General features: G+C 70.5%; 17 protein-coding genes. 7 read left to right on the top strand and 10 right to left on the bottom strand.

Annotation, left to right across the window (positions count from 1 at the left end):
- Positions 1–157: 157 nt before the first annotated feature.
- The 5 genes from ACQP2X_RS23980 to ACQP2X_RS23960 are packed head-to-tail and all read right to left on the bottom strand — an operon-like array spanning position 158 to position 4,591.
- Complete coding sequence (locus ACQP2X_RS23980; RefSeq protein WP_498700425.1) at positions 158–1,003, bottom strand: TauD/TfdA dioxygenase family protein; 846 nt, start codon at positions 1,001–1,003, stop codon at positions 158–160.
- Entirely contained in the window at positions 1,000–1,812 is an 813-nt protein-coding gene (locus tag ACQP2X_RS23975; RefSeq protein WP_498700424.1) for an ABC transporter ATP-binding protein, read from the bottom strand. The genes ACQP2X_RS23980 and ACQP2X_RS23975 overlap by 4 nt, the downstream gene beginning before the upstream one ends.
- Positions 1,799–2,824, bottom strand: coding sequence for a taurine ABC transporter substrate-binding protein (locus ACQP2X_RS23970; RefSeq protein WP_498700422.1), 1,026 nt, complete (start codon positions 2,822–2,824; stop codon positions 1,799–1,801). Before ACQP2X_RS23970 ends, ACQP2X_RS23975 begins: the two co-directional genes overlap by 14 nt.
- Positions 2,825–2,837: 13 nt before the next feature.
- Positions 2,838–3,686 carry an ABC transporter permease gene (locus ACQP2X_RS23965; protein ID WP_498700421.1) on the bottom strand — a complete coding sequence of 283 codons (849 nt, stop codon included), beginning with the start codon at positions 3,684–3,686 and terminating at the stop codon, positions 2,838–2,840.
- Positions 3,687–3,730: 44 nt separating this feature from the next.
- A complete protein-coding gene (locus ACQP2X_RS23960; protein WP_498700418.1) occupies positions 3,731–4,591 on the bottom strand; it encodes a glutathione S-transferase C-terminal domain-containing protein in 861 nt (286 codons plus the stop codon).
- A gap of 135 nt (positions 4,592–4,726) precedes the next feature.
- On the opposite strand from ACQP2X_RS23960, the gene ACQP2X_RS23955 reads away from it, so the two are divergent.
- Positions 4,727–5,080 (top strand): YciI family protein, encoded by a 354-nt coding sequence (locus ACQP2X_RS23955; protein WP_498700416.1) that lies wholly within the window; start codon positions 4,727–4,729, stop codon positions 5,078–5,080.
- On the opposite strand, the gene ACQP2X_RS23950 is transcribed toward ACQP2X_RS23955, so the two are convergent.
- Positions 5,077–6,267 carry an RNA polymerase sigma factor gene (locus ACQP2X_RS23950; protein WP_498700414.1) on the bottom strand — a complete coding sequence of 397 codons (1,191 nt, stop codon included), beginning with the start codon at positions 6,265–6,267 and terminating at the stop codon, positions 5,077–5,079. The genes ACQP2X_RS23955 and ACQP2X_RS23950 overlap by 4 nt on opposite strands.
- A 26-nt stretch (positions 6,268–6,293) precedes the next feature.
- On the opposite strand from ACQP2X_RS23950, the gene ACQP2X_RS23945 reads away from it, so the two are divergent.
- Entirely contained in the window at positions 6,294–7,001 is a 708-nt protein-coding gene (locus ACQP2X_RS23945) for a nucleotidyltransferase domain-containing protein (RefSeq protein ID WP_498700412.1), read from the top strand.
- Here ACQP2X_RS23945 and ACQP2X_RS23940 read toward each other — a convergent pair.
- Complete coding sequence (locus tag ACQP2X_RS23940) at positions 6,940–8,055, bottom strand: LLM class flavin-dependent oxidoreductase (RefSeq protein ID WP_498700410.1); 1,116 nt, start codon at positions 8,053–8,055, stop codon at positions 6,940–6,942. The genes ACQP2X_RS23945 and ACQP2X_RS23940 overlap by 62 nt on opposite strands.
- A 74-nt stretch (positions 8,056–8,129) precedes the next feature.
- On the opposite strand from ACQP2X_RS23940, the gene ACQP2X_RS23935 reads away from it, so the two are divergent.
- Positions 8,130–10,298 (top strand): putative bifunctional diguanylate cyclase/phosphodiesterase, encoded by a 2,169-nt coding sequence (locus tag ACQP2X_RS23935; RefSeq protein ID WP_498700407.1) that lies wholly within the window; start codon positions 8,130–8,132, stop codon positions 10,296–10,298.
- A gap of 6 nt (positions 10,299–10,304) precedes the next feature.
- Here the strand turns inward: ACQP2X_RS23935 and ACQP2X_RS23930 are convergent, their stop codons facing one another.
- A complete protein-coding gene (locus tag ACQP2X_RS23930) occupies positions 10,305–12,707 on the bottom strand; it encodes a phosphoketolase family protein (protein ID WP_498700405.1) in 2,403 nt (800 codons plus the stop codon).
- 133 nt (positions 12,708–12,840) lie between these two features.
- Here ACQP2X_RS23930 and ACQP2X_RS23925 point away from each other — a divergent pair, with 133 nt between their 5' ends.
- The 4 genes from ACQP2X_RS23925 to ACQP2X_RS23910 are packed head-to-tail and all read left to right on the top strand — an operon-like array spanning position 12,841 to position 18,341.
- On the top strand, positions 12,841–14,493 hold the full coding sequence (locus tag ACQP2X_RS23925) for a sulfatase-like hydrolase/transferase (protein ID WP_498700403.1): 1,653 nt from the start codon (positions 12,841–12,843) through the stop codon (positions 14,491–14,493).
- Between the two features lie 4 nt (positions 14,494–14,497).
- A complete protein-coding gene (locus ACQP2X_RS23920) occupies positions 14,498–15,376 on the top strand; it encodes a nucleoside hydrolase (RefSeq protein ID WP_498700401.1) in 879 nt (292 codons plus the stop codon).
- A 39-nt stretch (positions 15,377–15,415) separates the two neighbouring features.
- Positions 15,416–16,783 (top strand): transaminase, encoded by a 1,368-nt coding sequence (locus ACQP2X_RS23915; protein ID WP_498700399.1) that lies wholly within the window; start codon positions 15,416–15,418, stop codon positions 16,781–16,783.
- Between the two features lie 40 nt (positions 16,784–16,823).
- Positions 16,824–18,341 (top strand): methyl-accepting chemotaxis protein, encoded by a 1,518-nt coding sequence (locus ACQP2X_RS23910; protein WP_498700398.1) that lies wholly within the window; start codon positions 16,824–16,826, stop codon positions 18,339–18,341.
- Between the two features lie 374 nt (positions 18,342–18,715).
- Here the strand turns inward: ACQP2X_RS23910 and ACQP2X_RS23905 are convergent, their stop codons facing one another.
- Entirely contained in the window at positions 18,716–19,348 is a 633-nt protein-coding gene (locus tag ACQP2X_RS23905; RefSeq protein ID WP_498700396.1) for a helix-turn-helix domain-containing protein, read from the bottom strand.
- 520 nt (positions 19,349–19,868) lie between these two features.
- The gene (locus tag ACQP2X_RS23900; protein ID WP_498700393.1) at positions 19,869–21,449 is read right to left on the bottom strand and encodes a methyl-accepting chemotaxis protein; all 1,581 of its coding nucleotides are present in this window, start codon (positions 21,447–21,449) and stop codon (positions 19,869–19,871) included.
- Positions 21,450–21,568 lie beyond the last annotated feature (119 nt).

Here is a 21,568-nt window from a genome sequence, read left to right as displayed (position 1 = left end):
CGGACCCGCGAGGCTCAGACGCTAGATCAATACGATCGGTTCCCGCAGGCCGGGTCGAAAGCCGACCGGTGGGAGCGGAAATGCGACCGCCGCCGATCCGGGAGACCGGGTCGGCGGCGGGTGGGCCGCATCAGCCACGCGGTGAGGATATCGGAGATCAGGCTTCAGGTCCTACCGGGACGTCACCCCGCAGCGTGATCCGGTGCATGACGCGACGGGCGTCGCCGTAGTCGCGGTTGGCGTAGTGGGCCGTGCTGCGGTTGTCCCACATGGCCACGTCGCCGGGACGCCACCGGTGCCGGATGATGTGCTCCGGTTTGGTCAGGCGGGCGTACAGAAGGTCGAGAATGGCCCTGCTCTCGAACTCGGAGACGCCGGAGATGTGCGACGTGAAGCCGGGATTGACGAAGATGCCCTTGCGGCCGGTCTCGGGATGGACCCTGATCACCGGATGTTCGACCGGGTCGAGGCGGGTCACCACCTCGCCGTCCCACTCGTTGCCCTTCCCGCCCCGGCGCTGGGCCAGGTAGTAGCCGAACTCGCGGGTGCCGTCATGCACCGCCGTGAGCTTGTCGACCAACTGCTTGACCGGATCAGCCAGGGAGTCGTACGCCAGTTGGCTGTCCGCCCAGTTCGTGTCGCCGCCGGTCGGCGGCAGGGTCACCGCGCGCAGGATCGAGCCGAGCGGTGGGCGCCGCATGAACGTGACGTCCGTGTGCCAGACGTCGGCGAAGCCGTTGTCGGTGCTGTCCAAGGCGTACACCTCGGGGTGGGCCCGGTCGACGCCACCGACCACCGGGTGTGAGGCGGTCAGCTCGCCGATCCGGCGGCCCAGCGTGACCTGACCGTCGTCGTCGAGGGTCTGGTCGCGGAAGAAAAGCACCTTGCGCTCGACCAGCGCGGCCCGGATCCCGGCGATCTCGTCGTCGGACGCCGAGGCCAGGTCGACGCCATGCACCACGGCGCCGAAGTGGGGACCGAGCGGCTCGTACTCCTTGATCATGCGTGTGCCTCCTCTGATCTCGATCGGACGGCCGCGCCCACCTCGACCCGGAGCGCGGCGAAGCGGGGCAGGCCGCGCAGTTCGTCGGGGGTGAGCCCGGCGCGGGGCAGGTCGATGGGCAGGTCCAGGGCGATGCGGCCGGGGCGCGGGGTCAGCACGACCACCCGGCTGCCGAGGAAGACCGCCTCGTCGACGCTGTGGGTGACGAACACGCACGTGCGGCCGGTCTCGTGGCTCACCCGGCGCAGGTCCTCCTGCAGCCGTTCCCGGGTGAGCGCGTCGAGCGCGGCGAACGGCTCGTCGAGCAGCAGCAGCGGGTTGTCGACGGCGAGGGCCCGGGCGATGGCGACCCGTTGCTGCTGGCCGCCGCTGATCTGCCAGGTCCGGCGCTTGGCCACGTCGTGCAGGCCCACCCGCTCCAGCAGTTGGCTGACTCTGTCCGGCGTCGCGGGCAATCCGGCGTACCGCAAGGCAAGCGCGACGTTGCCGCCCACGCTGCGCCACGGAAAGAGCCGCGGCTGTTGAAAGACCAGCCCGGCCCCGCGCCCCGGCACCGGCGCCGAAAGAACCGCCTCGGCCTCGTCCGAGCGCGGGTCGGGCGACGGGGCGCCGGCCGTGCGGACCGCGCCCGACGTCGGCTGTTCGAAGCCGGCGATCAGGCGCAGCAGCGTGCTCTTGCCGCAGCCGGAGGCGCCGACCAGCACGAGGAACTCGCCGCGAGGGACGGTGAGGTCGACCGGGCCGAGCGCGGTCACGTCGCCGTAGCGGTGCTCGACCCCGTCCAGGACGACCGCGTCAGCCGAGGACATCAGGAAGGCCCTTCACATAGATGGCCTTCTGCACGTCGGCCAGGGCCGGCACCGCGTCGATCTTCTGCTGGGACTTCAGGAACTCGGCCGCGCTCACCAGGTTGTCCGCCAGCTTGCCGGCCGCCGCCTCGGTGCCCAGCCACTCCGGCGAGGACAGGTCGGACGGCTTGAGGAACACGCCCTGCGAGAGCTGGTCCTTGGCGTCGGCCGGGCTCAGGTTCAGCTCGGCCCCGACCGCCTTGGCCGCCGCGTCCGGGTCGCTCGCGATGATGTCGAGGGCCTGCGCCTCCACCTTGCGCCAGGCGTCGACCGCCTCCGGGTGGGCGTCGGCGAACGCGGTGGACACGACACCCAGGTCGAGGGTGGGCTTGCCGGCCGTGGCCAGTTCGCGGCTGGCTTTCAGGACCTTGCCGGTCTTCTTGATCTCGGCCAGCGACGGCAGCCAGGTGTACGCCGCGTCGAGGTCACCGCGCGTCCACGCCGCCTGGATGTCCTGCGGTTCCAGGTCGACGATGTCGACGTCCTTCTCCGCGACGCCGGCCTGTTCCAGGGCCGCCAGCAGCGAGTAGTGCGCGGTCGACGCGAACGGCGTCGCCACCTTCTTGCCCGTCAGCGACGCCACGTCGGTGACACCGCTGCCGTTGCGGGCCACCAGCGCCTCGTTGTCGCCGGCCACGTCGAGGACGAAGGCCACCTTGTACGGGATGTTCAGCGGCGCCGACAGTCCACGCGCGACCGGGCTCGACCCGATCGCCGCGATGTCGACGCTCTTGGCGACGAACGCGGTGTTGATGCTCGCCCCGGAGTCGAACTTGGTCCACGTGATCTGGTAGTCGGGCAGGGCCTTCTCGAGCAGCCCCTGGTTCTTGACGATGAGGTCGCCGCTGGGAAAAGCCTGATAGGCCAGCCGGATCGTCTTCTTGTCGGCGCTCGCTCCCCCGCCGACGGCGCCGTTGCCGCAGGCGGCCGTACCGATCGCCGCCACCATGAGAACCGCTATCAACTTCTTCATGTCAAACCCCTGTCTAGGCGCGGCCGCGCCACGGGATCAGCCGGTTCTCGGCCGTCCGCAGCAGGGCGTCGATGAGCAGGCCGGAGAGGCCGATGGCGAACAGACCGAGCACGACCACGTCGGTCTGGGAGTAGCGCTGGGCGTCGCGGACCATGCCGCCGATGCCGGGAACCCCGTTGATGGTCTCGGCCGCGACCACCGAGCTGTAGGCGACGCCGACCGCGAGCCGGACGCCGGTGAAGATCTCCGGCAGCGCGTGCGGCAGCGTCACGTCGCGCGTCACCTGCCAGCGGCCCGCGCCCAGGGCCCGGGCCGCCTCGACGAGCCCGGTCGGCGCGCCCTGCACGGCGGCGGCGGTGGCGACGGCGACCGGCGGCAGGGCGGCGATCGAGAGCAGCCACAGCTTGGGCGTCTCGTCGATGCCGAACCAGATGATGAACAGACTGAAGTACGCCAGCGGCGGCAGCGCCCGCACGAAGGTGACCACCGGCTCGGTGACGACACGCAGCCAGGTGACGGTGCCCATCAGCAGCCCGAGGACGAGGCCGCCGGCCACACCGATGGCGGAGCCGATCAGGATGCGGCGCAGGCTCACCGCGAGGTGCTCGGCGAGCAGGTGCCCGCTGTATCCCCGTACACCGTCGTGAACGCTCGATGTGACGACGAGCTGATGCCAGACCGCGCCGGGCGAGGGGATGAAGGTCGGATTCCGAGTCGTACGGGCGGCCAGCTCCCAAAGTCCATAGAGGACGAGAAGCGCGACGATCCGCAGGGCGACGCGCCGCCGCCGATCACCGGACGACGTGACAGCCGGCTGCGGCCGGGCGATGGCAACGGGCGGCGCGTCGAGCGATGTGGTCACGTGCTAATTCCTACTAGACCCATCGGCAATGGGCAAGTCCGGATTCAATCCCAGTTCGGGAGGATCGCGCCCGGGCGGGTGAAGGCCGCGAAGTCGGTCGTGTCGTGGAAGGCGGGGATGCGGTACAGGTTCCGGGCGTAGCGCCACAAGTTCGGGTAGACGTGCAGGCCCGGGTTGATGGTGCGGGCCGCGTTGGGGCCGGCGTCGTACCGCACCAGCGTCACCCACAAGCGGATGTCGGCCTCGGTCAGCGCGCCGCCGATCAGGTGGTCCTCGCCGGACAGGCGGGCGTCCAGGCGCTCGAAAGCGTCGAGCAGGGCGGCCCGGGCCTGGCCGTCGGTCGCCGCCGCGCCGGCGCCCTGGTTCACCGCGGGGCGCAGCCAGCGGTCCAGCTCGTCGATCTCGGCGCGCAGGGCCGGCGGATAGGTCTCCGTCACCGGCGCGGTGGCCAGACGCTGGAAGCGGGTCGCCAGGTCGATGCCGATGGCGGCCGGGTCGTTGCTCACCACCCGGGTGGTGAAACGGTCCCACAGGGCCGGCACGCCGGCATGGCCGTTGAAGCCCTCGACCGTGGCCTCGTACGCCTCGCTCAGCAGTGTGAAGCCGTTCACCGGATCGGGTCCGTTCACGGCCCGGAACGCCCATCCGCGGCCGTCGCGCTGATTGTCGACGTACGACATGGTGACGATGTCGTGCAGACCCGCCAGCTCGCGCGTGATGGCGAGCCGGTGGGTCCACGGACAGAAGCGGCCGCCGTAGACGTGGTAGCGGAACGGGCGGGCGGTGAACTCGCCGTCGGAGGTGATCCGGCCGGTGAAGGAGACGGGCGTGCGGGGCCGGTATTCGCCGTAGGTGGCGATGTCGACGGGGCTGGCCAGGTGGGTTCGGGCGGAAAGGTGCGGCACGGGGCCTCCTCCGGTCGGCTCGGACTACCATAATTCCTATAGGCGGACTAGGCAATCGGACTTTTTCCGGCCGGCATGTCGATTCCGCGGCGGCCCGATCGTCATCCGGGGAGAAACCGAGAGAGGGAGCGCGGAATGCGGTACGTGATGATCATCGTGGGTGACGAGTCGGCGTGGTACGAGCCGAAGCTTCCGGACGGGCTCATGGACGAGGTCGGGGCCTGGTGGGGCAAGTGGTTCGAGGCCGGGAAGATCGCCGACGGCGGTGCGGAGCTCCAGCGGACGGAGACGGCCAAGACGGTCGGCGCCGGCGACGGCGGCCGGCCCACCGTGACCGACGGGCCGTTCGTGGAGCTCAAGGAGCAGATCGGCGGCTTCATCCACCTGGTCGCGGACGACATCGACGACGCGGTGGCGGTGGCGGCGACCTGGCCCGGCATCGCCGCGGTCGGCGACCGGGTCGAGGTGCGGCCCGTGCTGGAGCGTTAAGAAGCGCCGAGGGCGCCGAGTTTCCGGCGGAGCAGCTCACGCTCCGCCGGATTCGTGGCCAGGGCCAGGGCGCGCCGGGTCGCCTCGACGGCCTCCCCGGTGCGCCCGAGCCGGCCCAGCAGGTCGGCGCGGGTGGCGTGCCACAGGCGATAGCCCACCAAGCGGTCCTCGAGGGCGTCCACCTCGTCCAGCGCGGCCGCCGGGCCGAGGACGAAACCGGTCGCCACGGCGCGGCTCAGCGACACCACCGGCGACGGCTGGAGCACCCGCAAACTGTCGTACAAGGCGCGGACGGCGCGCCAGTCGGTCTTCTCGTACGAGGGTGCGAGGGCGTGCTGGGCCGCGATCGCGGCCTGCAACTGGTACGGCCCGGGGCGGTCCCGCCGAGCGGCGACGGCCAACCGGCGTACGGCCGAACGCATCATCTGAAGGTCCCACAGCGACCGGTCCTGATCCTCCAGGAGCACGATGCGGCCCTCGGCGTCGAACCGGCCGGCCGAGCGCGCCTCGTGCAGCTCCACCAGCGCGGCCAGACCGGCCACCTCCGGCTCGGCCGGCATCAGATCGGCCAGCTGCCGGGCCAGGTCGAGGCCCTCGCGGGCGAGCTCGGGACGGCGCGCGGTGTAGCCCTCGTTGTAGATCAGATAGAGCACGGTCAGCACGGCGGGCAGCCGGGAGCCGTAGTCCTCGGCGGCCGGCACCTCCACCCGTACACCCTGGTCTCGAAGGGTTTTGCGGGCCCGGACCAGACGCTGGGCGAGAGTCGCCCTCGGCAGCAGGAACGCCGTGGCGATCGCGTCGGCTGGAAGGCCGGCCACCGCGTGCAGGGTGAGGGCCATGCGGGACGGCTCGGGCAGCGCGGGGTGACAGCAGGCGAAGATCAGCGCAAGGCGGTCGTCCGGCGCCGGCTCGGGCGGGGGCGTACCGGCCAGGACGGCCAGCTTCGCCCGGCCGCCCGCCTCCCGGCGCAGCGCGTCGACGGCCTTGCGCCAGGCGGTGGTGACCAGCCACCCGGCCGGGTTCGCCGGAACACCCTCGGCCGGCCAGTGCCGCAGGGCCGACGCGGTGGCCTCCTGGAGAGCCTCCTCGGCCCGGTCGAGGTCGCCGAGGCGCCGGGCCAGCACCCCCAGCATGCCGGCGGCGTCGGACCGCCAGGCCCGGTCGAGAGCCTCCTGCGCCTCACCCACCCGCGCAAGTCTGCCAGGGTTACCGGATGGAACCCGTGGACGTGGCGCGCGAGCTGGTGCTGGATCGCTTTCCCGAGGCCGACTGGGCGCTGCTGACCGGCAGCGTGCTGACCGCCGACCGGACGGCCGGCTCCGATCTCGACATCGTGGTGATGCGGGCGGACGGGCCGGCGTTCCGTGAGAGCCTGCGGCACCGGGGCTGGCCGGTCGAGCTGTTCGTCCAGAACCCGGAGAAGCTGGCCGAGTTTCTCGGCCGGGAGCTGGCCGCCCGCAAGCCGAGCACCCATCGCATGCTGGCGCGCGGAGCGGTCCTGGTCGGCGACCCGGGTGATCTGCCGGCACGGTGTGCCCGGGTCCTCGCCGAGGGCCCGGGGCCGCTGCCGCAGGACGAGAAGGACCGGCTCCGGTACGGCCTGACCGATTTGCTCGACGACCTCAAGCACGTGGCCGACCCGGGCGAGCGGCTCGTCCTCACCTCGGCCGTGTGGACCGAGGCCGGGCGGGCCGCGCTGGCCTTCGCCGGCTGGTGGGTCAGCGGTGGCAAATGGCTGCTGCGAGAGCTGCGCGAGCTCGACCCGGCGCTGGCCGATCGGTGGCTGGCCGCCCGCGACGAGCCGGCGGCCTTCGCGGCCGAGGTGCTCGCCGCCAACGGCGGTCCGCTCTTCGAGGGCTTCAGTTCCATTCCTTCGCCAGCAGCTCGAACGAGCGGACCCGGTCCGCGTGGTCGTACGTGATCGTGGTGACCAGGAGCTCGTCGGCGCCGGTGACGCGCTGAAGGGTGCGCAGGCGCTCGGCGACCGTGGCCGGGGAGCCCACGAACTGGGTGCGGACCCGGTCGTCGACCAGGGCCCGCTCGTCATCAGTCCACTCGTGGGCCAGTGCCTCCTCGACGCTCGGGTACGGGATGGCGCCCTTGCCGCTCCGGACGCCGGCCACCCACAGCCCGAACGGGGCGGCCAGCCGGCGGGCCGTCTCGTCGTCGCCGGCGACCAGGACGTCGGCCGACACCATGACGCGCGGCTCGCTGAGCCGCGGTGAAGGCTTGAAGGCGGCACGGTACGCCTCGACGGCCTCCAGGACCTTGGCCGGGGCCACGTGATAGTTGGCCGCGAAGGGCAGCCCGCGCTGCCCGGCCACCCGGGCGCTCTCGCCGCCGCTCGAACCGAGCAGCCAGATTTCGAGGTCGGCCCCCTCGCCGGGCACGGCCCGGGCCTCGTTGCCCTCGGCGTCGGTGTACGGGCCGGCGAGCAGCGTCTCGATCTGGTCGAGGATGTCGCCGAGCCCGAGCGACTGGGCGCCGGGCTGGGCCAGCAGCGAGGCCAGCAGGGCCGAGCGCGAGGACACGTGGATCGGCGCCCAGGAGAAGTGCCGCGGGATGAGCAGGCCGTCGACCACCCGCTCGGGCTCGGGCTCCTTGACCACCGCGATCTCCGAGACCGCCTCCGTGCGCTGCTGACCCGACCGGCCGAGCCCGAGGTCGAACCGCCCCGGATAGAGGGCGTCGAGCAGGCCGAACTGCTCGACGATGCTCAGGGCCGTCTGGTGCCCGGTCTGCACCGCGCCCGACCCGAGCCGGATCCGCTCGGTGGCCGCCGCGATCTGCCCCAGCAGCAGGGCCGGCTGTGAGCCGGCCACACCGGGTGTGAAGTGGTGCTCGGCCACCCAGTACCGGTGATAGCCGAACCGCTCGGCGTGGCGGGCGAGGTCGAGGGTCCGGCGCAGGGCGTCGCCGGCGGTGCCGCCGGCGACGAGCGGGCTGAGGTCGAGGATCGACAGGGGAACGGCCATCGCTATTTCCTATCGCCAAACTAGGTTTTAGACAAGACCTCAAGTTCGCCGGCGCCCGGCCGAACAAGCGGGGAGTGAGCCGGGAACGGGTGTGGTGCTGGTGGCTCGCGGCCGGAGTGCTCGCGATCATCGGACAGTACGTGCTGCCCGTGGACGGGCTGGCCGCGTCGCTGCTGTACGACGGGATCGGGCTGGTCTCGGGGCTGGCGGTGCTCGTCGCCGTACGCCTGCACCGCCCGGCACGGCCCGCCATGTGGTACTGGTTCGCGGCCGGCCAGCTCACCTTCGTGCTGGGTGACTTCACCTACGAGTACTACCAGCACGTGCTGCACCTGGAGCCGTATCCGTCTCCCGCCGACGTGTTCTACCTGGCGTCGTACCCCATGCTGGCCGTCGGTCTTCTCCTGCTCGTGCGGGGCAGCCGCGGCAACCTGATCGACGCCGCGATCGTGGCCATCGGCCTGGGCCTGGTCTACTGGGTGTTCGTCGTCTACCCGGTCGTCGCCGCCGACGCCGACTCGGCCGTGGAACGCTTCACCAGCACCGCCTATCCGGCGGCCGACGTGCTCCTGCTGGCCCTGCTGGCGCGGCTGCTGACCGGCGCCCGCATCGCCAGCCCGAGCGTGTGGATGCTGGCCGCCGCGGTCACCCTCATGTTCGCCGCCGACACCGGCTTCGCCCTGCTCAGCGACACCCACCCGGCCGACCCGGCGTTCCTGCTGTCGTACGTGGTGTGGGCCGCCGCCGCGCTGCACCCGTCGATGGTCCGTGGCTACACCGCCGGCGAGACCCCCGGGGTGGGCCGCGGCCGCCTGCTGCTGTTCGGCGCCTGCTCGCTGCTCTCCCCCGCCCTGCTGTTCATGCCCTCGGTCCGCGACGAGCAGCACGACCTGATCTCGGTGGCGGTCGCCAACGCCGTCCTGTTCCTGCTGGTGATCACCCGGATGGCCGGTTTCGTCAGGCAGCTCGACCGCGCCGCCCTGACCGACGACCTGACCGGCCTGGCCAGCCGGCGCCGCGTCGTGCAGGCCCTGCGCGACGCCGGGCGCCCGCAGCTCGCGCTGCTCGGCCTCAACGGCTTCAAGAACGTCAACGACGAACTGGGCCGCCCGGTCGGTGACCGGGTGCTGGCCCTGCTGGCGGCCCGGCTGCGGGCCGGCGCCCCGGCCGGCGCGGTGGTGGCCCGCATCGGCGGCGACGAGTTCGCCGTGCTGCTTCCCCACGCCACGGCCGGCGAGGCCCGCACGCTGGCGGACGAGCTGTCGGAGGCGCTGCGCCACCCGGTCACGGCCGGCGGGCACGAGCTGTACGTGGGGGTGGCCATCGGCCTGGCCGGCGGCACCGGCGTCGACGCCGAGGAGCTGCTGCGCCAGGCCGAGGCGGCGATGTACGCGGCGAAGCAGACCGGCGATCCCGTACGCCGGTGGACGCCCACCCTCGACGAGAGGGCCGGCGAGAACGCGCGCCTCGGCGGGGAGATCCGGGCCGCGCTGGACAGCGGCCAGTTCCGGGTCGTCTACCAGCCGATCGTCGAACTGCCCACGGGCCGGGTGGCGGCGGTCGAGGCGCTCGTCCGCTGGGAGCACCCGCTGCGCGGCATGGTCAGCCCGGCCGACTTCATTCCGGTGGCCGAGCGCAACGGCCTCATCGTCGAGCTGGGCGAATGGATCCTGCGCACGGCCTGCCACCGGATGGCGGACTGGCGCGCCGCACTGGGCCCGCTGGCCCCGGACCGGGTCAGCGTGAACGTCTCGGCCCGTCAGCTGGCCCGGCACGGCTTCGCCGCCACGGTGGCGGCGGTGCTGGCCGAGACCGGCCTGCCGCCGCAATGCCTGGCGGTCGAGATGACCGAAACGGCGGTCTTCGAGGGCGGCCAGGCCGTGGTGACGCTCAACGAGCTGCGCGCGCTGGGGGTGCGGATCGCCCTGGACGACTTCGGCACCGGCCACAGCTCGCTGAACCTGCTCCAGACGGTCCCGGTCGACACCCTGAAGGTCGACAAGTCCTTCGTGGACAACATCACCGAGGCCGGCCGCCACACGGTCATCGCCGAGGCCCTCATCCAGGTGAGCCAGGGCCTGGGCCTGGCCGCGGTGGCCGAGGGCGTGGAGACGGCAGCCCAGGCCGAGACCTTGTACCGCCTCGGCTACCGCCTCCTGCAGGGCTACTACTTCGGCCGCCCGGTCGCCGACCCCGACTTCGCGCTGTCCACGGCCGTCGCGGTCACACCGGTGAAGAGCTGACGGCGCTCAGGACCGCGTGGCCCAGTCGCCCAGGGTCCAGTCGCGGACCTCGGGCATGTCCTCCAGGTGCTCGACCACGTACGCCTCGTGGCGGGCCAGCTGGGACTCGCACCACTTCTTGAGGTCCTCGGCGCCGCGCGGGAGGCGCTTGGCGTTGTTGATGGCGTCCATCACCAGGTGGTAGCGCGACGCCTTGTTGCGGACCGTCATGTCGAACGGGGTCGTGGTCGTGCCCTGCTCGATGAAGCCGCGCACCCGGAACCGGTCGGCGTCGGGGCGGCCGTGCACCAGCTGGTGGATCGCCCCGGGGTAGCCGTGGAAGGCGAACACCACGTCGACCGTGTCGGTGAACAGCTCGGTGAACAGGGTCTCGCTCATGCCGTGCGGGTGGTCCTTGGGGCGGGGCAGCGTCATCAGGTCGACCACGTTCACCACCCGCACGCGCAGGCCGGGCAGCTTGTCGCGCAGGATCTGGGCCGCCGCCACCGTCTCCATCGTCACCACGTCGCCCGCGCAGGCCAGCACGATGTCCGGGTCGCTGTGGCCGTCGTCGGTGCCGGCCCAGTCCCACACGCCGGCGCCGCGGGCGCAGTGCTCGACCGCCTCGTCCATGGTCAGCCACTGCAGCTGGGGCTGCTTGTCGATGACGATCAGGTTGACGTAGTTGCGGCTGCGGAAGCAGTGGTCGGCCACCGACAGCAGGCAGTTCGCGTCCGGCGGCAGGTAGATGCGGCTCACGTCGCCGCGGGCGGTCAGCACCACCTGGATCAGGCCGGGGCCCTGGTGGCTGAAGCCGTTGTGGTCGTTGCGCCAGGCGGTCGAGGTGAGCAGCACGTTCAGGCTGGGCACCTTGGCCCGCCAGGGCAGGTGGTTGGCCTCCTCCAGCCACTTGCTGTGCTGCACCGTCTGCGACGCGCTGACCATGGCGAACGCCTCGTACGTGGCGAACAGCCCGTGCCGGCCGGTCAAGTTGTAGCCCTCGAGCCAGCCGTGGCAGTTGTGCTCCGAGAGCACCTCCATGACCCGGCCGTCCGGCCCGATCGCCACGTCGTCGGCGGTGACGTGCTCCATGAAGGCCCGGTCGGAGACCTCGAAGACCGCGCCGAGCCGGTTGCTGTTCGTCTCGTCGGGGCTGAACAGCCGGAACCGGTCGGGGTTGCGCGTGTAGATGTCGCGCATCATCTCGCCGAGCCGGCGGGTCGACTCGACTCGCTCGGTGGCCGGCTGGTCGACCTTCACGGCGTAGTCGCGGAAGTCGGGCAGGTCGAGGTCGCGGGTGATCAGGCCGCCGTTGGCGTGCGGGGTGGCGCTCATCCGCTTGTCGCCCTCGGGCGCGGCGCCGCGCACGAGCTCGACCGGCGCCCCGGAGGCGTCGAAGAGCTCTTCCGGCTTGTACGACTTGAGCCACTGCTCCAGCAGAGCCAGATGTTCCGGGTTCTCGCGGACGCCGGCCAGCGGCACCTGGTGGGCCCGGAACGTGCCGGCCACGTGGACGCCGTCGACCTCCTCGGGACCGGTCCAGCCCTTGGGGGTCCGCAGCACGATCAGGGGCCACACGGGCCGGGTGCCGTCCCCACGACTCGTACGAGCGGTCTCCTGAATGTCCTTGATCTTGCCGTAGGCCGACGCGAGGGCCTCGGCGAAGCGGGCGTGCATGCCCGGCACGTCGGAGCCCTCGACCTCGATCACCTCGTAGCCGTGACCGCTGAGCAGCGCGCGGACCTCGGCCGGGTCCTTGCGGGCGAGCACGGTCGGCCCGGAGATCTTCGCCCCGTTGAGGTGCAGGATCGGCAGGACGGCGCCGTCGTGGGCCGGGTTGAGGAAGGAGATGCCCTTCCACGAGCCCTCGAGCGGGCCTGTCTCGGCCTCACCGTCGCCGACCACCGCGATGGCCAGCAGGCCGGGGTTGTCCATCACCGCGCCGAACGCGTGGACCAGCACGTAGCCGAGCTCGCCGCCCTCGTGGATGGAGCCGGGCGTGGTCACCGACACGTGGCTGGGGATGCCGCCCGGGCTGGAGAACTGCCGGAACAGCCGCAGCATGCCCTCCTCGTCCGGGGTCACCCTCGGATAGATCTCGCTGTACGTCCCCTCGAGATATCCGGCGGCGACCAGGGCGGGGCCGCCGTGACCGGGCCCGGTCAGATAGAGCGCCTCCTGGCCGGTGTGCCGGATCAGGCGGGAAACGTGGGCGTACACGAAGGAGAGGCCTGGGCTGGTGCCCCAGTGACCGAGCAACCGGGGTTTGATGTGCTCGGCCTTCAGCGGCTCCCGCAGCAGGGGGTTGGCCTGCAGATAGATCTGGCCGATGGTCAGGTAGTTGGCGGCACGCCACCAGGCGTCCAGCTGGGCGATTTCCGCCTCGCTGGGCGCGGCTAGCAGGTCCGAGGTCGCCGTCGGCACGGGCATGTCCTCTCACTTCGCGGTCGTTGGCTTGAACCTAGGCCTACCCACAAGGCGGCCATAGAGTCTTTGGTACTGCCCCGAAGTGACTTTGGAATGTCGGTGAACCGTCCGGCACTGTGAATCCGTTCCCCCTGGCGTGCCGCTACGCGTTCGTGCCCTCCTCCGCCACCCCCGGTTCCAGCTCGCGCTCACCGTCCTGGCCGGATTGCTCCTTTTCTCCTTTCTGATCTTCCCGAACATCCTGTCCCGGCTGACGCCCGGGGCATTTGTCCGCATCCCGATCGAAGCCGCGTTCGTCCTGGTCATCCTGATGTTCCTGCCCCCTCGCCTACGACGGGCCGCATCCATCGGAATCGGCGTCGTCCTGGGCTGGCTCGTCATCGAGAAGTGCCTGGACATGGGCTTCTTCGAGGAGCTGAACCGCCCGTTCGACCCGGTGCTCGACTGGGTCCTGTTCGACGACGCGTTCAGCTTCGTGGTCGACTCCTACGGCCGCCCCGCCGCGATCGGCGCCGTCGCCGCCATCCTGCTGCTGGTCGGCGCGGTCCTCGCGCTCACCTGCTGGTCGGTGCTGCGGATCGGCGCGCTCGCGGCCCGGCACCGCCGCCGCTCGGCCGTCACCGCCGGCGGCGTCGCGGTGGCGTGGGCCCTGACCTTCTCTCTCGGCGTCTCGGTGTACGGCGCGGTGCCGGTCGCCGCGCGCAGCAGCGCCACCTACGCGTGGGACCGCGCCCACCAGGCGCGGGCCGGGCTGCGCGACGAGGCGAACTTCGCCAAGGAGGTGGCGAACGACGCCTTCCGCGACGTCCCGGCCGGCCAGATCCTGTCCGGGCTCAAGGGCAAGGACGTCATCTTCACCTTCATCGAGAGCTACGGCCGCAGCGCCGTGGAGACCCCGGCCCTGGCCGAGCTGGTCGACCCGGTCCTCGACAACGGCACCGCCCAGCTCAAGCAGGCCGGCTACGCCGCGCGCAGCGGCTGGCTCACCTCGCCCACCTTCGGCGGCGGCAGCTGGCTGGCCCACTCCACCTTCGAGTCCGGGCTGTGGATCAACAACGAGCAGCGGTACCGCAACCTGGTCTCGACCGACCGGCTCACCCTGACCCGCGCGTTCAAGAACGCCGGCTCGCGCACGGTCAGCGTCATGCCGGGCGCCACCCGGGCCTGGCCCGAGGGCAACTTCTACGGCTACGACCAGGTGTGGGACTCGCGCAACCTCGGCTACAACGGCCCGAAGTTCAGCTGGGCGCCGATGCCCGACCAGTACACGCTCAAGCAGCTCAACACCATCGAGTACAAGAAGCCGGGCCGGGGGCCGCTGATGGTGGAGATGCCGCTGGTCTCCAGCCACACCCCGTGGGCGCCGATCCCCGACTATCTGCCCGACTGGGACCAGGTCGGCGACGGTTCGGTCTACACGAGGATGGTCGAGGACGGCACCAAGCCCAAGGCGCTGTGGGCCGAGCCGAAGAAGGTCCGCGCCGAGTACGGCAAGTCCATCCAGTACTCGCTGACCTCGCTGATCAACTGGATCACCCGCTACGGCGACGACAACCTGGTCATGGTGTTCCTCGGCGACCACCAGCCGTCACCGATCGCGGCCGGGGCCGGCGCCAGCCACGACGTGCCGATCACCATCGTGGCCAAGGATCCGAAGGTGCTCGACCGGATCACCGCCTGGAACTGGGCCGACGGGCTGCGGCCGCTGCCGGCCACGCCGGTGTGGCCGATGAACGCGTTCCGGGACCGTTTCTTCACCGCGTTCGGGACCAGCGCTCCGGCATCATGACCGCATGATCCTCTATCTCGACTGCGACACCGGCATCGACGACGCCATCGCGATCGCCTTCCTGCTGGCGAGCCCCGGCGTCGATCTGGTGGGCATCGGCACGGTCAACGGCAACACCGCGGCCGGTCAGGCCGCGCGTAACACCCTGGGGCTGCTCGCCCTGGCCGGCCGCGACGACATTCCGGTCGCGGTCGGCGAGGGCGAGATCAAGCGCGGGGCGAAGGCGGTGCACGGCGACAACGGTGTCGGCGGGGTGACTCTTCCCGAGGGGCGGCGGCCCGACCCTCGTACGAGCGTCGACATGCTTTTAGATCTTTCCCGCGAGTACGCCGGTGAGCTGCACCTTCTGGCCACGGGACCGTGCACGAATCTCGCGCTGGCGTTGCGCGAGGATCCCACGCTGCCCGCGCGGATCAGCACCGTCACGATCATGGGCGGCGCGGTGCGGGTGCCGGGCAACGTGACGCCCCGGGCCGAGGCCAACATCGGCGACAACCCGGGCGCGGCCGACGAGGTCTTCCGTGCCGACTGGCCAGTCACGCTGGTGCCGCTCGACGTCACCCTGGAGCACCGCTGGTCGGAGGAGGACCGGGCGCGGCTCGGCGGCACCCCGCTGACGCGGGCGCTGGCCGACATGTTGCCGGCTTATCTGGACTTCTACGAGGAACGTACGGGTTCGCGCGCCGTTCCTTTGCACGATCCCTTGGCCGCCGCGATCGCCGTGGGCGAGATCGCACCGTCCGATGCGCCCCACCTGCCCCTGCGCGTGGCCGACGACGGTCACATTTCCGAAACGGGCGACAAAACGGTCAGAGTGGCGCTGGCGGCTCCCGACTCCTCCGCCATGATCATCTTGCGGCGGATCAACGGAATCAGCGGCTGAGCTATCGCGCATACAACAGATCATTAGTAGCATCGCGCCATGTCGACGGAATCCGGAGTTGATCGCGGTCGTCTCGCCCAGCTGGCCGCCCGCGAGCGGGCCACCTTCGCCGAGCGCAACCCCCGCTCGGCCGCCGCCTACCAGCGGTCCGACCACTTGTTCGGCCGGGTGCCGATGACATGGATGAACAAGACCGCCGCGGGTTTCCCGCTCTACGTCGCCACGGCCCGCGGCAACCGGATCACCGACCTCGACGGTCACGAGTACCTCGACTTCGCCCTCGGTGACACCGGGGCCATGGCCGGGCACTCCCCCGCGCCCGTGGTCGAGGCGGTCACCCGCCGCCTCGCCACGCTGGGCGGCGCCACCACGATGATGCCGACCGAGGACGCGGCGATCGTGGCGGCCGAGCTGAGCCGGCGCTTCGCCGTGCCGTACTGGAGCTTCGCCCTGACCGCGACCGACGCCAACCGCTGGGCCATCCGCCTGCTGCGGGCCGTGACCGGCCGGTCGAAGATCCTGTTCCACAGCTACTGCTACCACGGCTCGGTCGACGAGTCGCTGATCGTGGTCGGCCCCGACGGCCACGGCCGCAGCCGTGAGGGCAACGTGGGCGCGCCCACCGACGTCACGGCGACGAGCCGGGTGGCCGAGTTCAACGACCTGGCCGGCCTCGAGCGCGAGCTGGCGCACGGCGACGTGGCCGCCGTGCTGATGGAGCCGGCGCTGACCAACATCGGCATCGTGCTGCCCGAGCCCGGATATCTGGCCGGGGTCCGCGAGCTCACCCGCAAGTACGGCACCTATCTCATCAACGACGAGACCCACACGTTCTCGGCCGGGCCGGGCGGGGCCACCGCGTTCTGGGGGCTGTCGCCGGACGTCGTGACCATCGGCAAGGCCATCGGCGGCGGGGTGCCCGTCGGGGCGTACGGCCTCTCCGAAGATCTGGCGACGGCCTTGACCGGCCGCACTGACCTCGACCTGGTCGACATGGGCGGCGTCGGCGGCACGCTGGCCGGCAACCCCGTCTCGATGGCCGCGACCCGCGCCTGCCTCGAGGAGGTCCTGACCGACGGCGCCTTCGCCGGCATGATCGACACCGCGACGGCCTTCGCCGGCGGCATTCGCAAGATCATTGAGACGTACGCCCTGCCGTGGTCGGTCAGTCAGCTCGGGGCTCGCGTGGAATATCGCTTCGCCGACCCCGCCCCGCGCAACGGCACCGAGTCGGCGGCCCACGCGGACGCCGAGCTGGAGGACTTCCTGCACGTCTACCTGGCCAACCGTGGGGTGCTGCTGACCCCGTTCCACAACATGGCGCTGATGGCCCCGGCCACCACGGCCGAGGACGTCGAGCGCCACCATGAGATCTTCAACGAGGCGTTGCACGAACTTACGTCGTAAACACCCGGAAAACCGGCATTTCACTCCGTAGCCTGATCCCATGGGCCTGTTCGGCAACCGGCAACAGCAATCCGAGCCCGTCGCGCGACGCGAGCCGCCCCGCGACATCGAGGCGCTCGAGGAGCTGACCACCAACCTCGAAGGCGCCACCGGCGAGGGCAGCACCTGGCGCATCTACGCCTCCACCTACGTCGAGTTCTACGACATGGAGTACGGGGCCGTGTGGTGCGTCGAGAACGGGACGCTGCGCCTGGAGTACGAGCTGGGCCGGCTCAAGGGCCAGCTCAGCGGCCCCTCCGGCCTGGCCCAGCAGGTTCTTCGCAACTCGCAGCCCGCCTACGTCAACGCCGACGCGTCGACCACCGACCCGCGCTTCCAGGCCGCGATCCGGGGCGGCGCCAAAGCCGGGATCGCGGTGCCGGCCATCCGCGGCAACAAGCTCGTCGCCGTCCTGGAGTACTACGGCAGCAACCCGGTCGTCATGGACGCCGCCCTGATCAGCAAGTGGGGCGCGATCGGCCGCCTCGCCGAACAGATCCGGGTGGCCGCCCTGGCCGCCTTCCACACCCGCCAGGTCGCCGACGACCGCCTCGCCGTCACCAGCGTGGTCACCGCGCTGGGCCACACCGAGAGCTCGTCCCTGGCCATCAAGGCCGCCCTGGACGCCGTCCGCACCGCCTTCCACTGGGCGTACGGCTCCTACTGGGAGATCGACGACACCGAGAACGTGCTCAAGTTCCGCGTCGAGTCGGGAAACGCCGGCGACGAGTTCCGCAAGGTCACCCTGGCCGCCACCTTCGCCGAGGGCGTGGGCCTGTCCGGCCGCGCCTGGCGCCAGCGCGACCTGGTCTTCGTCCGCGACATCGGCGAACTGACCGACTGCGTCCGAGCCCCCGCCGCCCAGCGCGCGGGCGTGCGCTCCGGCGTCTGCTTCCCCATCTCCAGCGGCGACCGCATCATCGGCACGATGGACTTCTTCACCACCGAATTCGTGGAGCTGTCCGACTCGCGGGCCGACGCCCTGCGCAACGTCCAGCAGCTGGTCTCCCAGCGCCTGGAGGTGGTCCGGGCGGCCGAGGCGTCAGCCGCGAACGCGAGAGCCCTGCTCGACACGGTCGACCGCCTGCGGGCCGCCACCGCCGACGCGACAAGGGTGGCCGACGAGGCGGTGAGCCGGGCCTCGGCGATGACCGGCGACGTGAACGCCCTGGGCAACGCCTCAGCCGCCATCGGCGACGTCATCCAGATCATCTCCTCGATCGCCGACCAGACGAACCTGCTGGCCCTGAACGCCACCATCGAGGCAGCCCGGGCCGGCGAGATCGGCAAGGGCTTCGCGGTAGTGGCCGGCGAGGTCAAGGAACTGGCTCGCGAGACAGCCGAGGCCACGAAAAAGGTGTCGGAACAGATCGCCGCCTTGCAGGAGAGCGCCGAGTCGGTAGCCGGCGGCATCCGCGACACCAGCGAGACCATCCACCAGCTCGACTCGGTACAGACCCGCATCGGCGAGGTCCTCGAGGAACAGGCCACGATGGCCCACGCCCTCGAAGCCTCGTAACGCGCGTGTGGGACGCACGCGATCGGCGCGTCCCACACGTAGCCGCCAGGCTTACACTCGAGCCGTTCCTGTGTTATCGCCAGGGTTCTTTATCCCTGACTTCTACCGTTTCACGCGTAACAGATCATGTCGGTAGGACGGACTATCTCATCATCTCGAAGAGATGTCGGGCGCTCGTGGGATCATTACCGCTTTCGCTCGGATCCTAGTCTCTGAACCTTGCTGACCACTCGGGCGTCAGCCCTCCATGCCAGCCTTGGCTGCCGGTTACCCGTCCCCGGGCTTTCCGGCAATTCACCCGATTTGCATCCAGCGCTCGCACGCCGGAGGGCCTATTTCAAGCCAACCTGGCAGGCACACTCCCCTCGCCCCGTCTAGTTGCTGGACACGAGAAATCTACGGTCGATCACATACGCCAAGGTACGCCGGCCACTCTCCAAGTGATAGACGGCAAGGCTTGTAGTGCCGAGAAGTGCACCCAGCAAGGGACCTAAGGCTACCGGCCCTTTATAGAAAAGATTCAGCCGGGACACGCGAGCGTCCGGCCACTGTCGAACCTGATCGCGGATCGTCCCGGCCAACTGCTGGAAGTCGTCCGGGCCGACGTATCCCTCATGGACGAACTGACCGACGAACTCGGCGTCCTCCAGAGACAGTTCCGGCAAAGCGGCTTCGACGCTCTGCCGGATGGACCGCCCGCCGATCGAGACGACGGCGACGCCTTGGCCGATGCCCGACCCCGTTCTCCCCATTCGCGTACTCGAAGGACGTCCGCTCCCGACCTCCACGAGGTCGGAGAGAGCTACACCGAGAGCCTGCGCCAAGGCCACGAGTTCCTCCGAAGCGACCGACTTCCGCACGCCGGATTCAATCTTGGCGATGGTGCTTCTGGTCAGTGACGGCATCCCGGCACGCGCGCATCTCTCGGCGAGTTGTTGAGCGGTCCATCCCTGCCCGCGTCTCAGCCGTTTGACGATCTGCCCTGTGGAGTCAGCGGATTCACTCATCGCCTCAGCCTCATGCTCCGACTCATTCTAATGCTCCGTATTGGAGCAAACGGAGCATAATGTTTGCACATTGCTCCGTCAACGAGCACGATGAGCCTCGTCCGGCCAACGCGGACGTTCAAACGCCCGCGAGGAGGATGATGTGACAAGTCGCCGAACCAAGGACGGGAACACTCGAGGCGGCAGAAAGCTGATGATCCGGTCGGCGCCTCCGACGTCCTGGCGCTGGGCGGCCGTGGCGATCGCGGGCGTCTCCGCCCCGGCGACAGCTCTCGTGTTCGAACCCTCTTCCTGGGCCTTGATTCTTGTGGCGCCGCCCGTGGCTATCGGCAGCCTGGTCGGGGCACTGGGCGCTGCGTTGGTGCCACAAGAATCGGGCGACCGCCTGGAATGGTGGCGCGAGTGGCTGAGGCACCGTGAACGCATGGCCGATCGGACTTGACACCTCTTCCTTGAACCCTGGAAAGAGCCCATCCGACCTGGACAGGCTCTTTCTCAGCTGCGGCGGCGTCCGCCTCTCTCAGTAGCGGAAGCGGGACACCACGGCCTGAAGCTGGCCCGCGGTGACGGCCAGGTCGTCGGCGGCGTGGCGGGTGTCGCCGACCGTGGCCGTGGTGCGCTGGGTGGCGTCGGAGACGGTGCCGATGGTGGCGGCGATGTCGCCCGCGCCGGCCGCGGCCTCCGACAGGGTGCGGTTCATCTCCTGCGTGGTGGCCGTCTGCTCCTCCACCGCCGAGGCGATGGTCATCTGGATGCCGTTGATGCGCTCGATGATGGCCGAGATCTCGCCGATCGCGGTGACCGCGCCGTCCGTGTCGGCCTGGATCGCCGACACCCGGCGGGAGATGTCCTCGGTGGCCTTCGCCGTCTCCTGGGCCAGGTCCTTGACCTCGCCCGCGACGACCGCGAAGCCCTTGCCCGACTCGCCGGCCCGGGCCGCCTCGATCGTGGCGTTCAGGGCCAGCAGGTTGGTCTGCTCGGCGATCGACGTGATCACCTTGACCACCGACGCGATCTCGGACGACGACTCGCCGAGGCGGGCCACGATCGCGTTCGTCGCCGACGCCACCTCGACCGCCTGCACCGCGACCTCGGAGGCCTCGGTGGTGGAGACGCTGATGTCGCGGATGGCCGAGCCCATCTCCTCCGAACCGGCCGACACCACCTGCAGGTTGTTCGACACCACGTCGGCCGCCGCGGCGACCGTGCCCGCCTGCGACGAGGCCTCGTTGGCGGCCGACTCGACCTGGCCCGACACGCTGGTCAGCTGACCGGCGGCGGCGTTGAGCGTGGTGGCGTTGCCGGCCAGCTGCACGACGTCCTCGCGCAGCCGGGCCACGGCCTGGTCCATCGCGGCCGCCATCTTGCCGACCTCGTCCTGCGTGGTCACCCCGGACGTCCGGGTCAGGTCGCCCTCGGCCAGCCCCTCGGCCACCCGGGACACCTCGCGGACCGTGGTGCGCACCCGGCCCGCCACCCGGAACCCGAGCAGCGTGCTGACCGCGACGCCGACGATCAGCAGGATGCCGACCGTCCAGGTGGCCTTGTTGGCGGCCGACTGCGCGCTGGCGATGGCCTCCTCGGAGAGTTGCTCGGCCCGCGTGGTCAGCGTGGTCTGGTCGTCGCCGAGCGCGGTGTACAGCTTGTTGTAGTCGGTGACCGCCTGCTGGAGCTCGGCCGCCGTGGCCTTCGTGAAGTCCTTCTGGTTGAACTCGAGGTAGGCGTCCCAATCGGTTGCCGCCTGGGCGACCGCGGCGGTGCCGGTCGCGTCACCCGCGAACGCCGTCTTCAGCTGGGTCAGCGCCGAATCGATGTTCGACTTGTTGGTCTCCATGTTCTTCTTCAGCGCGTCGGCAAGGCTCGGGTACAGCTTGAGAGCCGAGTTGTTGCCGCTGAAAGCTTCGATGTTCTTGCTGAACGCCCCAACCGCGGACTCCAGCGCGACCGTCCGCCGCTGCGAGTCCGCGGCGTCCGAGTTCTGTGTGCGCAAGGTCGCCAGCGCGACGCCGCCGACGACGATGCCGCTGACCGTGCCCACCAGGACCGCCGCGCCGATCTTCGTCCGCAGCGACCGGTTGTCGAACGCTGATGTCAGTCCCATCCCCGATGCCTCTCCTGTCCGTATTTCGCCACCGCGCAAATCGGCATCCAGGGCGGTGCGTATAAGAAGTCACGGGCAGGTTCCGCCGAGAATGTTTCACGATCACGGTAATGCCCCTT

Source organism: Actinoplanes sp. CA-131856 (assembly GCF_050956135.1).
Taxonomy (GTDB): Bacteria; Actinomycetota; Actinomycetes; order Mycobacteriales; family Micromonosporaceae; genus Actinoplanes.
The sequence above is the reverse complement of the archived record's forward strand: the minus strand, read 5'-3'. Positions and strand labels throughout refer to the sequence as shown.

Excerpts from the sequence above, each read along its gene's own strand:
- ACQP2X_RS23980 (WP_498700425.1), bottom strand. The coding sequence starts at position 1,003 with ATGATCAAGGAGTACGAGCCGCTCGGTCCCCACTTCGGCGCCGTGGTG.
- ACQP2X_RS23975 (WP_498700424.1), bottom strand. The coding sequence starts at position 1,812 with ATGTCCTCGGCTGACGCGGTCGTCCTGGACGGGGTCGAGCACCGCTAC.
- ACQP2X_RS23970 (WP_498700422.1), bottom strand. The coding sequence starts at position 2,824 with ATGAAGAAGTTGATAGCGGTTCTCATGGTGGCGGCGATCGGTACGGCC.
- ACQP2X_RS23955 (WP_498700416.1), top strand. The coding sequence starts at position 4,727 with ATGCGGTACGTGATGATCATCGTGGGTGACGAGTCGGCGTGGTACGAG.
- ACQP2X_RS23945 (WP_498700412.1), top strand. The coding sequence starts at position 6,294 with ATGGAACCCGTGGACGTGGCGCGCGAGCTGGTGCTGGATCGCTTTCCC.
- ACQP2X_RS23940 (WP_498700410.1), bottom strand. The coding sequence starts at position 8,055 with ATGGCCGTTCCCCTGTCGATCCTCGACCTCAGCCCGCTCGTCGCCGGC.
- ACQP2X_RS23930 (WP_498700405.1), bottom strand. The coding sequence starts at position 12,707 with ATGCCCGTGCCGACGGCGACCTCGGACCTGCTAGCCGCGCCCAGCGAG.
- ACQP2X_RS23920 (WP_498700401.1), top strand. The coding sequence starts at position 14,498 with ATGATCCTCTATCTCGACTGCGACACCGGCATCGACGACGCCATCGCG.
- ACQP2X_RS23915 (WP_498700399.1), top strand. The coding sequence starts at position 15,416 with ATGTCGACGGAATCCGGAGTTGATCGCGGTCGTCTCGCCCAGCTGGCC.
- ACQP2X_RS23910 (WP_498700398.1), top strand. The coding sequence starts at position 16,824 with ATGGGCCTGTTCGGCAACCGGCAACAGCAATCCGAGCCCGTCGCGCGA.
- ACQP2X_RS23905 (WP_498700396.1), bottom strand. The coding sequence starts at position 19,348 with ATGAGTGAATCCGCTGACTCCACAGGGCAGATCGTCAAACGGCTGAGA.
- ACQP2X_RS23900 (WP_498700393.1), bottom strand. The coding sequence starts at position 21,449 with ATGGGACTGACATCAGCGTTCGACAACCGGTCGCTGCGGACGAAGATC.